The sequence below is a fragment of the Rahnella sp. 2050 genome, assembly GCF_040544515.1.
GTDB lineage: Bacteria > Pseudomonadota > Gammaproteobacteria > Enterobacterales > Enterobacteriaceae > Rahnella > Rahnella aceris.
In genome coordinates this window covers 701856-714692 of record NZ_JBEPKE010000002.1, presented here as the reverse complement: position 1 = coordinate 714692, position 12837 = coordinate 701856, and the positions used below count along the sequence as shown (strand labels likewise).

The window sequence follows — 12837 nt, the reverse complement described above, 5'->3', positions numbered from 1 at the left end:
AAAAAAGTGCTTAATTCAGCGTTAACCGGATAATTTTTATCACGAATTCGTTACTGCACCAGCGGTTTGCCGTTACGGACAAAACCGGGTTTGGTGACTTTTACCGGCATTTCACGGTTGCGGATCTGCACAATGGCATTTTCGCCAATGCCTGCCGGAACGCGTGCCAGTGCAATACTGTAGCCCAGCGTCGGAGAGAATGACCCGCTGGTGATCACGCCTTCCAGCGTGTTGCCCGCGCTGTCGGTGAATCGCACCGGCAGTTCGTTACGCAATACACCTTTCTCGGTCATCACCAGGCCGACCAGCTGTTCGGTGCCCTGCTCGCGCTGTCTTTCCAGTGCGTCACGGCCAATAAAGTGACGGTCTTCCGGTGTCCAGGCGATGGTCCAGCCCATGTTGGCCGCCAGCGGCGAAACGCCTTCGTCCATTTCCTGACCGTAGAGATTCATACCGGCTTCCAGACGCAGCGTGTCGCGCGCGCCCAGACCGGCGGGCTTCACGTCTGCTGCCAGCAATTTCTGCCAGAAATCCGCCACCTGCTCTTGCGGCAGCGCGATTTCATAACCCGCTTCGCCGGTATAACCGGTTGTCGCGATAAACAGGTCGCCGGACTGCACGCCAAAGAACGGCTTCATGCCCGCGACAGCTTGTTTTTGCCCGGCGGTAAACAAGGTTTCCGCTTTTTCTTTCGCCTGCGGCCCCTGTACAGCGACCAGCGCCAGATCATCACGCACCGTCAGTTCAACAGCGTACGGTTCTGCATGCTGCGAAATCCATGCCAGATCTTTCTCGCGGGTAGCGGAGTTAACCACCAGACGGAAATAATTTTCGTTGAGGAAGTAAACAATCAGGTCGTCGATCACGCCGCCGGACGCATTGAGCATACCGGTATAGAGCGCTTTGCCGGGAACGGTGAGTTTGGCGACATCGTTCGCCAGCAGGTAACGGAGGAATTCACGGGTACGGGCACCGTGGAGATCGACAATGGTCATGTGCGAGACGTCAAACATACCGGCATCCTGACGCACGATGTGGTGTTCATCCAGTTGGGAGCCGTAATGCAGAGGCATCATCCAGCCGTGGAAATCGACCATACGCGCACCGCACGCAACATGTTGTTCATAAAGCTGAGTCTGCTTAACCATCTTATTCCTCATTTGAATACAAATGCATAAACGGCACACCACGTAAAAACCCAAAATCATTCGTGTTAGATCAAGGCGGCAACTGAGTGAATCCCCGGGAGCATACATAAGTATGTGACCGGGGTTCGCGAAGGAAGCCAACGCGGAGATAGCTCGAATGATGACGGGATTTTGCGTGGTGGCGCAAACGATACCCTTGCTCGAACTTACCACTGAATCTCCCTGCTAACCATAAGTTAAAATATGCAGAGCAGAATGAATGTCAGTGATCTCACAAGGGCATTGTGCAGAGTTTTTGACTGGTAAACTGGGGTTTGTGGCGCAAAATCTACAAATAAACATCAAAAGTATCGATGTTATATAACGACAAGGCCGGATTTCTCACCATTTGCAGAATGAGAAATCCGGCCCCGGATTAGAAAATGTAATGGAAAAATTGAGCTAAAATTAGATTATTTCAATCGAAGCGAATCGTCCCGTAACCATTCCGGTAAATCATTCAGCCCCATTGCCTGGCGGACCAGTTTCGGCTTCACGCCCGGCAGGGAATCCGCCAGCGTCAGGCCAATATCACGCAGCAGTTTTTTGGCCGGATTGTCACCGGCAAACAGTTCGCGGAAGCCCTGCATCCCGGCAAGCATCAGCGCAGCGCTGTGTTTACGACGACGCTCGTAACGACGCAGGTACATGTGCTGGCCGAAATCTTTGCCTTCTTTTTGCAGGCGTTTGATTTCGGAGGCCAGTTCTGCGGCATCCATAAAACCTAAGTTGACACCCTGCCCGGCCAGCGGATGCACGGTGTGTGCCGCATCGCCCACCAGCGCCAGACGTTGTCCGGCAAAACTGCGGGCATAACGGCCGGTCAGCGGAAAGGTCACGCGATCGCTTTCTACGGTACAAATACCCAGACGCAGGTCAAAGGTACTGGCAAGGATTTTGTTGAACTCTTCCGGCTCAAGCGCACTCAGGCGCTGCGCTTCATCCGGTGACACTGACCAGACGATAGAAGACAGATGTGCATCCGCCAGCGGCAGAAATGCCAGAATACCTTCGCCGTGGAATACCTGCCTTGCGACAGACTGGTGCGGTTCTTCAGTGCGTATGGTCGCCACCAGTGCATGATGGCGATAATCCCAGAAGGTCAGCGGAATATCGGCGTGCTTACGCAGCCACGACTGTGCGCCATCCGCGCCGACCACTAAACGCGCGCTGAGCTGACGTTCATCACTCAGGGTAATGAAGGCTTCATTTTCTCCCCACGCCACATTTTTCAGTGTTGCCGGTGTGAGCAATGTGATGTCGGAAGATTTTTCCGCACGTTGCCACAAGGCGCGGTGGATCACCTGATTTTCAATAATATGGCCCAGATGGCTGAAACCGTATTCTTCGCCGCGGAACGCGATTTTGCCGAAGCTGTCGCGATCCCAGACTTCCATCCCCTGATAGGCATTGGCACGCTGCGCAATAATGTTGTCCCAGACGCCGATATATTTCAGCAGACGTTCACTGGCAGCATTGATCGCTGAAACCCGCAAGCCAGGCTGTTCCGGCAAGGGCGTATCAAGATCCGGCTGCTGATTTTCCAGTACGGCAACACGCAGACCGCTGCCCTGTAATCCGCACGCCAGCGCCAGACCAACCATTCCGCCACCGGCGATAACCACATCAAAAGATTGCATAATTTTTCCTGTAGGGATTAACGGTCAACCCAACCTAACGTTCTGCGAGTGAAAGCATCGCGTAATGGCGTAATGCCTTCCATCGCCAGTAAACCGAGATTGCGCCCGACCATTAACGGCAGCCAGCGGTTGGCAAAGAGGTGGATCAAGCCATCGGTAACGCCGACGGTTGCCTGCTGATCGGGCTGACGGCGCTGCTGATATTCACTCAGCACGCGGTAACTGCCGACATCGGCACCTTGTGCAGCAGCATTAGCCAGTGTTTCCGCCAGCGTCATGACGTCACGCAGACCGAGGTTAAAACCCTGTCCGGCAATCGGATGCAGCGTTTGCGCCGCGTTGCCAACCAGCGCCAGACGGTGGCTGATGTGACTATTGGCTTGCTGTAATTGCAGCGGATAACTGAACCGTTTACCGGCCTGCCGGAAGGTGCCCAGTCGCCAGCCGAAAGCTTTTTGCAACTCACTGAGGAACTGCGCTTCGCTCCAGTGATCAATCTTGCCTTTCGCTTCGCGCGGATGACACCAGACCAGTGAACTGCGGCCATCGGACATCGGCAGCAGTGCCAGCGGACCGTGTTGGGTGAAACGCTCGAAAGCACGATTGTGGTGCGGCTCGCTGGTCGCCACGTTGGCGATGACGGCAATCTGGCCATAATCTTCACGCTGCCAGCCAATATTGCAGGCTTTTGCCAGCGAAGAATGCGAACCGTCAGCGGCCACCAAAAGCTGTGCTGTCAGCGTTTGACCGCTGTCGAGCGTCACGCTGGCGGAATCTTGTGAACGCGCGACATCCATAACTTTCGCCGGACAATGCAGCGTGACGCCGGGTGCATTTTTCAGCATCGCAAACAGGCGCTTACCGACTTCATGCAACTCAACCACCTGCCCCAGCGCCTCGACGCCATAATGCGCGGCATTGAGATTCACAAAGGCCGCGTGACCACGATCGCTGACATGGATATCACGGATTGGCGTGGCGATTGCCGCCAGGGCAGACCAGATCCCCACCCGCGATAATTGCTGGCAGGTTCCCTGTGCCAGCGCAATCGAGCGGGCATCAAAGCCCGGGTGTCCGTGATGTTCCGGCGCAGTGGCTTCCACCAGATGCACCGCCAAACGTCCCTGCGTCAGCGAGGAAATCGCCAGCGCCAGCGTGGCACCGGTCATGCCGCCGCCAACAATTACGATGCTCATATTATTTCTTTGCCGCCGCCATTAACGCTTCAATATCATCGGCTTCTTTCACCACATCGCCGGTCAGAATTTCAATACCGGTGGTGGTGATCAGAATGTCGTCTTCAATACGGATACCGATGCCGCGGTACGCTTCCGGTACGTCGGCATCCGGCGCGATATACAGACCCGGTTCAACGGTCAGCACCATGCCCGGCTCCAGCGTACGGCTGCGATCCACTGAGCCATAATGGCCGACATCATGAACGTCCAGCCCCAGCCAGTGGGAAAGACCGTGCATGAAGAACTGGCGGTGTGCCTGCTCCGCGTAAAGGGTTTCAACATCACCTTTCATCACGCCCAGTTTGACCAGACCTTCAATCATCACGCGAACTGCGGCTTCGGTCGCGGCCTGAATGCTGCTGCCCGGCCCGAACACTTCCAGCGCTTTATATTCTGACGCCAGCACGATGTCGTAGATTTCGCGCTGCGCTTTGCTGAATTTGCCGTTCACCGGGAACGTGCGGGTGATATCACCGGCATAACCCTGATATTCACAACCAGCGTCAATCAGCACTAAATCGCCGTCACGCAGTTCACATTCGTTTTCGGTGTAATGCAGGATGCAGCCGTTTTCGCCGCCGCCCACAATGGTGTTATAGGAAGGATAACGTGCACCGTGACGGGTGAATTCGTGATGAATCTCGCCTTCAAGCTGATATTCGAACATGCCCGGACGGCATTTTTCCATCGCACGGGTATGGGCCAGCGCGGTGATGTGTCCGGCGCGGCGCATAACGGCAATCTCTTCAGCCGATTTGAACAGGCGCATGTCATGCACCCACGGACGCCAGTCGGTGACAGTGGCCGGGGCCGAGAGATTCTGACGGAAGCCTTTGCGCAGTTTTTCCATGGCACGGTTAACGATTTCATCCGCATAGGCGTAATCGCCCTGTGCGTGATACAGCACGTCGAGACCGTTAAGCAGCAGATGAAGCTGATCGTTGATATCATCAAAAGGCAGCGCTTTGGTCACGCCAAGCCTGGCGGGCGCGGCTTCCTGACCTAAACGACGACCAAACCAGATTTCAGCGGTGAGATCACGGACGCGGTTAAACAGGACGCTGTGGTTATGATTTTCATCACTTTTCACCAGGATCAATACCGCTTCCGGCTCATTGAAACCGGTGAAATACCAGAAATCACTGCTCTGACGATACGGGTATTCACTGTCGGCACTGCGTGGTGCTTCGGGCGCAGAAAAAATTACCGCAGCACTTCCCGGGGCCATCTTCGCTAACAGCGCCTGACGACGATTCTCGTACTCTTGCTGAGTCATCACCTTCTCCTGAAATCGTTTTAATGAGTGCAATCAGTTTATGTAATGCAATGTACCATCAATGCAAAGTACGGTGATTTTCCGCAGCCGTCGGGCGGCTGTGGCCAAATTCACCAAAGCACAGAATGGCGGCAACACGGACGTACTCCACCACTTCCTCTAAAGATTGCACCAGTTGTTCCTGATCTTCATCTTCGTCGTAGCCCAGTTGCGCGATGCTGCGCAAATCGTCGATCGCTTCACCGACTTCGCCTTTCACTTTGGCGAGTTTTGGCTGCATCATGCCCAGGCCAAGCAGGAAATGGTTAACCCATCCGGCCAGCGCATCGGCACGCTCAAAGATGTGTTTTTCATCGTCGGGCATCAACATTTTGAATTCGAAGCTGTCATCTTCGAGAGTGTCTGACGTCACTTTGCGCAATTGTTGCAGCAAATCTGCCAGCGTGTGCGGGAAGGCCATACCTTCGTTAGTCAGATCATGCACCATCGTCAGCCAGCTGCCGTCGCGATTGCCACCGCACAGCAAACCACTGATCAAACCGTGCATTTCTGCTGCGGTCAAAGCAACCGATTGTTGTTTCAGGTTTTGATCCAACGAATCGTAAGTAGGGTAAGTATTCTCTATAGACATGCGCATTCGCCATCGTTGGCAGGTTAAGTTCGTGTTATGCTACCACCAAGGTCTGTCGTAGTACCAGATTAGCAGCCCGTGATGAGGTGGTCTTAAACATGAATGGCACGCTCTGAACAATCGGGCAGCAGTCAGCCGGTCATGGGGTTGTAACCTGGTATTGAGATAGTTATAGTGGCGCCCGCTTCCAACATCCTGCGCCAGGTCGTAGTGGTCACGTTGGGGCGGACGAATAAATCAGCAGGAAGGTGGCATGTCTGCACAACCGGTAGATATTCAAATTTTTGGTCGCTCTTTACGGGTGAATTGTCCGCCAGAACAACAGGAAGCACTGAATCTGGCAGCTGAAGATCTTAATCAGCGGTTGCAAGATCTGAAAGTTCGCACTAGAGTCACCAATACGGAGCAACTGGTATTCATCGCGGCATTGAACGTATGTCACGAACTTGCTCAGGAAAGGTTGAAAACGCGCGACTACGCATCCAATATGGAACAACGTATACGGATGTTGCAACAAACCATCGAGCAGGCATTGCTCGAACAAGGCCGGATCTCTGAACGTGAAGGGGCGCCTTTCGAATAACACACGTTGCTGACTGACTGGTCACAGGTCGTCAGAAACGGTAAAAAATTTCTCTGAGATGTTCGCCAGCGGGCCCGTCCCCTGAGCCGATAATTAGTACCAACAGAATGTGATGATCCGTAATCGGTGCGCATGCTCGGTCCGTCCGAGAAGCCTAAAGATTGCGACAGCACGTTCACCTTGAACCATGGGTTCAAGGGTTACAGCCTGCGACGGCATCTCGGAGATTCCCCTTTCTTTTTGGTACATCCCTTTCTGGTGTTTGTATCTATGCCCTACACGCCGCTTTTTGCTTCTGCCCGACAAACCATCCGCAGTGAAATACGCCAACGCAGAAATACGCTGACCGCTGAACAGCAAACTCATTTTGCGCTGCAGGCTGCAGAACGCGTTGCAACCCATCCGAAAATTCAGTCCGCCAGTTCAGTCTCCCTGTTTCTGTCCTTTGATGGTGAGCTGGATACCGCACCGTTGATCGCCCGTTTGTGGAACGAAGGCAAACAGCTTTGTCTGCCAGTGCTGCACCCTTTCTCGCCGGGTAATCTGCTTTTTCTGCGTTATACGCCCGATACGACGCTGGTGCGCAACCGGCTCAACATTCTTGAGCCACAACTGGATGTCACGCAGGTGATCCCACTGGCGCAGCTTGATATCATCCTGACACCGCTGGTGGCGTTCGACAGTGCGGGGCAACGTTTAGGTATGGGTGGTGGCTTTTATGACCGCACACTTGAGCGCTGGAAAGAAGGCGGGCCGTATCCGATCGGATTAGCGCACGATTGTCAGCATGTCGATGCTTTACCGGTGGAACACTGGGATGTGCCTTTACCTGAGGTCATCACGCCTGGAAAAGTGTGGAGATGGTGATGCCAGACGATATAAATCCACGGTAAGCAGAGTGCCAGCCAGAAATAGAAAGCACACCTCATAAGTATGTTGTAACTAAGCTTGAAATCCGCACGTCTCCCTCGCTTTTTAAAAACCCAACCAATTGAAATTAATAATACTTTCTCTTTATACATACCGTTACATGCCGAAACCAATCACTCACGGACAGCAAGGTTTGTCACGCCTATTATTCTCACATCGGCCCCGCAGTGGGGTAGACACACAAACCAAGATCCCTGAGGAATTAAAGATGAAAAAAGTATTAGCTCTGGTTGTAGCCGCTGCAATGGGCCTGTCTTCTGTCGCTTTCGCTGCTGAAACTACCGCAACGCCGGCACCTGCTGCTACCACAACCACCGCAGCTCCGGCTCATGCCACTAAGCATAAAGCACACAAGAAACCTGTTCAGAAAGCGCAAGCTGCCAAGAAACACAAAAAAGCCGCTAAAAAAGCGCCAGTCGCTCAGAAGGCGCAGGCGGCTAAGAAACACGTGAAACACGCTAAAAAAGCGGCTCCTGTTGCTCAGAAAGCGCAGGCGGCTAAGAAGCACGTGAAACACGCTAAGAAAGCTGCTCCTGTTGCTCAGAAGGCGCAGGCGGCTAAAAAGCACGTGAAACATGCTAAGAAAGCTGCTCCGGCTAAAGCAACTCCGGCAGCATAAGAAGTCACTAAGAAGTCTTTGTGAACGAATCTGTTCACTCTTATCAAGACTGAAAAATTTAACACCCGGTTCGCCGGGTGTTTTTTTCTCCGTTTTCTGCCCTGAGGTACTGACAGATGATGCTGCGCCGCTACCTGTTCGAAATCACTTTTTCATCAATGATCCTCTGCGGTCTGATTACCCTGTCCTTTTACTTCTGACGTTTTGATCCCCCCTTTATTCCCTCTGCAGACATTTTTTAACGCCCTGATGCCATAAAACAAAAAACCGCCTTTCGGCGGTTGGTATTTTGTCTGTTTCAGAAAGGCTTATCAGTAAAGCAAACGGGCACGAATGGTTCCCGGAATCGCCTTCATCAGTTGCAGCGCGGTAGTCAGCGTATTGATATCCGTTTCCGCATCAATCACCACATAACCGATTTCTGGGCTGGTTTGCAGGTACTGCGCAGCAATGTTGATACCCTGTTCCGCAAAAATCTGGTTGATGCTGGTCAGCACACCCGGACGATTTTCGTGGATATGCAGCAGACGGCTGGCTTTCTCGGTGTGCGCTGGCAGAGACGCTTCCGGGAAGTTGACCGCTGACAGTGTAGAACCGTTGTCAGAGTATTTCGCCAGTTTGCCTGCCACTTCGAGGCCGATACCTTCCTGCGCTTCCATCGTTGAACCGCCGATATGCGGCGTCAGCAGCACGTTGTCAAATTCACACAGCGGAGAATTGAACGGGTCACTGTTAGTCGCCGGTTCTTCCGGGAAAACGTCGATAGCCGCACCGGAAAGATGTTTGTTACGCAGCGCATTGCACAGAGCAGGAATGTCGATGACCGTACCGCGTGAGGCGTTGATTAACAACGCGCCCGGCTTCATCTGCGCCAGTTGCAACTCGGAGATCATGTCTTTGGTTCCGGCTGTTTCCGGCACATGCAGCGTGACCACGTCGCTGGTATTGAGCAATTCTTCCAGTGTGGCAATCGGCTGCGCGTTGCCCAAAGGCAGTTTGCTTTCGATGTCATAATAGAAGACGCGCATCCCCAGGCTTTCCGCCAGGATCCCCAGTTGCGTACCAATGTGGCCGTAACCGATAATGCCCAGACGCTTGCCGCGCGCTTCGAACGAGCCGACGGCTAATTTGTTCCAGACACCACGGTGCGCCTTGGCGTTAGCTTCAGGAATGCCACGCATCATCAGCAGCATTTCGCCCAGCACCATTTCGGCAACCGAACGGGTGTTGGAGAAGGGTGCGTTAAAGACCGGAATACCGCGACGGGTCGCAGCTTTCAGATCTACCTGATTGGTGCCGATACAGAAACACCCAACAGCCACCAGTTTTTCTGCTGCCTGGAACACTTCTTCAGTCAGCTGAGTACGCGATCGGAGTCCAACAAAGTGCGCATCACGGATCGATTCTTTCAGCGATTGCGTGTCTAAAGCACCTTTGTGAAATTCAATATTGGTGTAACCCGCGGCACGGAGTGTATCAACCGCACTTTGGTGGACGCCTTCCACTAACAAAAATTTAATCTTGTCTTTCTCAAGTGATACTTTTGCCATTTCCCGACCCTATATTTTTCTGGCTGAATTCGAACTGCAAGATGACTGCTCACAGTCAACATAACAAAAAATCCGCCATCATCAATACAAACGATTGCCTGCCCCCCAGCAGAAGGCTCAGCACGCCTGCCGGTTTTTAGCATTTCATGCTGGTTCAATTTTACTGTGCCAGACGTTCAGGAGGAGAAATACAGAAATGTGACATAAGTCACCAAATTAAAGCCTTTGAAGAAAAGATGATTCAGTCAGAAAATTATCATCTTCATAACATTGCGTTATGACAGCGCAATGACGAGGCTTAGGCTGGCTGCCTTGCCCTAAAGCAGCCAGATCTTCTGCTTATATTCTGATTACTTCAGTTTGACGGTTTTGACACCTTCAGAAGTCCCGACCAGCGCCACGTCAGCACCCCGGTTGGCGAACAGGCCGACAGTCACAACACCGGCAATACTGTTGATCTTATTTTCCATCGCGACGGCATCAAGAATGTTCAGGTTATGCACATCAAGGATCACATTGCCATTGTCTGTCAGCACATTCTGGCGGTATTCCGGCAGGCCGCCGAGTTTAACCAGTTCACGCGCAACATAAGAGCGCGCCATTGGGATCACTTCCACCGGCAGCGGGAATTTACCCAGCACATCAACCTGCTTGGAAGCATCCACGATACAGATGAATTTTTTGGCAATCGCGGCAATGATTTTTTCGCGGGTCAGCGCAGCGCCCCCCCCTTTGATCATCTGCATCGAGCCGTTGATTTCATCCGCGCCATCGACATACACATCCAGCGAATCCACTTCATTGCTGTCGAAAACATGAATACCCAGACTCTTCAGTTTTGCGGTAGAGGCATCGGAGCTTGAAACCGCACCTTCAATCTGGCCTTTGATGGAACCCAGTGCATCAATGAAATGTGCGGCGGTGGATCCGGTACCGACACCGACAATGGTGCCCGGCGTGACGTAATCCAGTGCGGCCCAGCCGACTGCTTTTTTCAATTCTTCCTGCGTCATAATGGCTTCTCTGTCTGATAACACGTAAGTGGCGTGAATAGTTCGGTGGAACGAAGAGTGCCGGTGATTATAAAGCATGTCCCGGCAATTTGGATAAACAACACCGCAGCCAGATCACACTTATTAAGTGCAATTGTGCTGCAAACACAAAGATTTTCCTCACCACAAATCCTGACAATCTGTGGCATAGTGTTCGGATAAAATTAAATCTAAGGGACAGAACTCCGATGAAACGCCCGGACTATAGAACGCTGCAGGCACTGGACGCGGTGATCCGTGAGCGCGGTTTTGAGCGCGCAGCGCAGAAGCTTTGCATCACACAATCGGCCGTCTCTCAGCGCATTAAGCAACTGGAAAATTTGTTCGGCCAGCCGCTGCTGGTTCGTACCGTTCCACCCCGGCCGACTGAACAGGGACAGAAATTACTGGCCTTGTTACATCAGGTGGAATTACTGGAAGAAGAGTGGCTTGGCAGTGACAGCAACAATGAAAGCAATGATACACCTCTGCTGCTTTCACTGGCGGTCAACGCCGACAGTCTGGCAACCTGGCTGTTACCGGCGCTGAAATCAGTGCTGGTTGATTCCCCTATCCGCCTGAATTTACAGGTGGAAGACGAAACGCGCACGCAGGAACGTCTGCGTCGTGGTGAAGTGGTGGGCGCGGTAAGTATTCAACCCCAGCCACTGCCGAGCTGTCTGGTGGATCAGCTTGGTGCGCTGGACTATTTGTTTGTGGGTTCGAAACCTTTTGCTGATCGCTATTTCCCGAACGGCGTTACCCGCTCCGCCTTGCTGAAAGCGCCTGCGGTAGCGTTTGACCATCTGGACGATATGCATCAGGCCTTCCTGCAACAGAACTTCGATTTATCGCCGGGCAGCGTGCCGTGCCACATCGTTAACTCGTCGGAAGCCTTTGTGCAACTGGCCCGTCAGGGCACCACCTGCTGCATGATCCCGCATCTGCAAATCGAGAAAGAGTTGGAAAGCGGCGAGCTGATCGACCTGACGCCCGGCCTGTTCCAGCGCCGTATGCTTTACTGGCACCGTTTTGCGCCCGAAAGCCGCATGATGCGTAAAGTCACCGATGCACTGATCGCCCACGGACATCAGGTGTTGCGTCAGGACTGACAGAATTATCCGGCGTGAAAAGCGGCGTTTAACCGCTTTTCTCCCGGACCATCTCGATCAATGCCCGCAGGCTCGCGGGCACATGCCGGTTGCCCGCGAAGTAGAGAAACAAACCGGGGATTGGCGGGCACCAGTCTTCCAGCACTGCAATCAGCCGCCCTTCTTTCAGCGCAACCTGCGCATAATCTTCAGGAACATACGCGATCCCCAGCCCGTCCTGTGCGGCCTCAATCATCAGCTGCGTATTATCCAGCGTCAGATTTCCCGGCACATCCACCGCCACTTCCTGTCCGCGTTTGTGGAACTCCCAGCGATAGCGTTTTCCGCTGGGCAGGCGCTGACGCAGACACTGATGGCGGGCGAGATCATCCGGCGTTTCAGGGGCGGGATGCGCCGCAAGATAATCCGGCGAAGCCACGGTCAGAAAGCGCATGTCGGGGCTGAGCCGCACAGCGATCATGTCCCGTGGAACCGCTTCTCCCAGCCGGATCCCTGCGTCAAACCCTTCCCCGACAATATCCACCAGCTTTCCTTCCGCCACCAGATCCAGCGCCACACCGGGATAACGTGCCATGAATTGCGGCACAATATTGCGCAACAACAAGCGGATAGCGCCCTCGCTGCCGTTGATACGTAATTCACCCGTCAGCCTCCCCGGCTCGCCTGCTACGTCTTCCAGCGCCGCATCAAGCCCGTTCATCAGCGGATTAATCCGTTTCAGCAGGCGTTCACCCGTTTCGGTCAGTGACACACTGCGCGTCGTGCGGTGCAAAAGGCGTGCGCCAAGACGATCTTCAAGCCCGCGCATAATATGGCTGAGCGAGGATCGGGTAATGCCTAAAAGATCGGCGGCACGGCGGAAACTGCGGTGTTCAGCAACAGCCATAAAGGCCCTGAGTTCTGCCAGGGTCGGTTTGCTCAATAATGGTTTGCTCATTGGTGGGGAATATTCACCTGTTCATGCGGGTTATTGGGTATTAACGCAACAATAGTATTGCCCTACCCTGAATGTCTGGCAACTTCTGCAACAGAGGCATTTG

13 protein-coding genes and 1 other RNA gene are annotated in these 12837 nt (G+C 53.4%); 6 read left to right on the top strand and 8 right to left on the bottom strand.

The features are described 5' to 3' along the window. Window positions 1-50: 50 nt before the first annotated feature. The 5 genes from gcvT to ABIC79_RS10465 all read right to left on the bottom strand — a co-directional run bounded on the left by gcvT (window position 51) and on the right by ABIC79_RS10465 (window position 5972). A complete protein-coding gene (gcvT, locus tag ABIC79_RS10485; RefSeq protein WP_119261922.1) occupies window positions 51-1148 on the bottom strand; it encodes a glycine cleavage system aminomethyltransferase GcvT in 1098 nt (365 codons plus the stop codon). A gap of 452 nt (window positions 1149-1600) precedes the next feature. After that, on the bottom strand, window positions 1601-2827 hold the full coding sequence (gene ubiI / locus ABIC79_RS10480) for an FAD-dependent 2-octaprenylphenol hydroxylase (RefSeq protein WP_112150871.1): 1227 nt from the start codon (window positions 2825-2827) through the stop codon (window positions 1601-1603). A gap of 17 nt (window positions 2828-2844) precedes the next feature. Beyond that, complete coding sequence (gene ubiH / locus ABIC79_RS10475) at window positions 2845-4023, bottom strand: 2-octaprenyl-6-methoxyphenyl hydroxylase (protein ID WP_013576785.1); 1179 nt, start codon at window positions 4021-4023, stop codon at window positions 2845-2847. Between the two features lies 1 nt (window position 4024). Then, window positions 4025-5341: a Xaa-Pro aminopeptidase gene (gene pepP, locus ABIC79_RS10470; protein ID WP_013576786.1), complete on the bottom strand. Its 1317-nt coding sequence runs from the start codon at window positions 5339-5341 to the stop codon at window positions 4025-4027. A 58-nt stretch (window positions 5342-5399) separates the two neighbouring features. Continuing rightward, the gene (locus tag ABIC79_RS10465; RefSeq protein WP_354567051.1) at window positions 5400-5972 is read right to left on the bottom strand and encodes a YecA/YgfB family protein; all 573 of its coding nucleotides are present in this window, start codon (window positions 5970-5972) and stop codon (window positions 5400-5402) included. Between the two features lie 253 nt (window positions 5973-6225). Here ABIC79_RS10465 and zapA point away from each other — a divergent pair, with 253 nt between their 5' ends. From zapA to ydgU, 5 genes are all read left to right on the top strand, one after another. Continuing rightward, a complete protein-coding gene (gene zapA, locus ABIC79_RS10460; protein WP_013576788.1) occupies window positions 6226-6555 on the top strand; it encodes a cell division protein ZapA in 330 nt (109 codons plus the stop codon). 47 nt (window positions 6556-6602) lie between these two features. After that, window positions 6603-6786, top strand: a non-coding RNA gene (gene ssrS, locus ABIC79_RS10455) — 6S RNA. A 39-nt stretch (window positions 6787-6825) separates the two neighbouring features. Beyond that, window positions 6826-7422, top strand: a complete 597-nt coding sequence (locus ABIC79_RS10450; protein ID WP_119261923.1) for a 5-formyltetrahydrofolate cyclo-ligase — start codon at window positions 6826-6828, stop codon at window positions 7420-7422. Between the two features lie 271 nt (window positions 7423-7693). Continuing rightward, window positions 7694-8104 carry an acid resistance repetitive basic protein Asr gene (gene asr / locus ABIC79_RS10445; RefSeq protein WP_013576790.1) on the top strand — a complete coding sequence of 137 codons (411 nt, stop codon included), beginning with the start codon at window positions 7694-7696 and terminating at the stop codon, window positions 8102-8104. 116 nt (window positions 8105-8220) lie between these two features. Further along, on the top strand, window positions 8221-8304 hold the full coding sequence (ydgU, locus tag ABIC79_RS25630; RefSeq protein WP_455567026.1) for a small membrane protein YdgU: 84 nt from the start codon (window positions 8221-8223) through the stop codon (window positions 8302-8304). A 111-nt stretch (window positions 8305-8415) separates the two neighbouring features. Here ydgU and serA read toward each other — a convergent pair whose 3' ends face one another. Together serA and rpiA are read right to left on the bottom strand one after the other, a co-directional pair. Next, window positions 8416-9654 (bottom strand): phosphoglycerate dehydrogenase, encoded by a 1239-nt coding sequence (gene serA, locus ABIC79_RS10440; RefSeq protein WP_013576791.1) that lies wholly within the window; start codon window positions 9652-9654, stop codon window positions 8416-8418. A 350-nt stretch (window positions 9655-10004) separates the two neighbouring features. Beyond that, complete coding sequence (rpiA, locus tag ABIC79_RS10435) at window positions 10005-10667, bottom strand: ribose-5-phosphate isomerase RpiA (protein WP_013576792.1); 663 nt, start codon at window positions 10665-10667, stop codon at window positions 10005-10007. A gap of 227 nt (window positions 10668-10894) precedes the next feature. Here rpiA and ABIC79_RS10430 point away from each other — a divergent pair, with 227 nt between their 5' ends. After that, on the top strand, window positions 10895-11797 hold the full coding sequence (locus ABIC79_RS10430) for a LysR family transcriptional regulator ArgP (protein ID WP_013576793.1): 903 nt from the start codon (window positions 10895-10897) through the stop codon (window positions 11795-11797). Window positions 11798-11825: 28 nt separating this feature from the next. On the opposite strand, the gene ABIC79_RS10425 is transcribed toward ABIC79_RS10430, so the two are convergent. Beyond that, the gene (locus ABIC79_RS10425; RefSeq protein ID WP_015690335.1) at window positions 11826-12734 is read right to left on the bottom strand and encodes a LysR family transcriptional regulator; all 909 of its coding nucleotides are present in this window, start codon (window positions 12732-12734) and stop codon (window positions 11826-11828) included. Window positions 12735-12837: the final 103 nt, after the last annotated feature.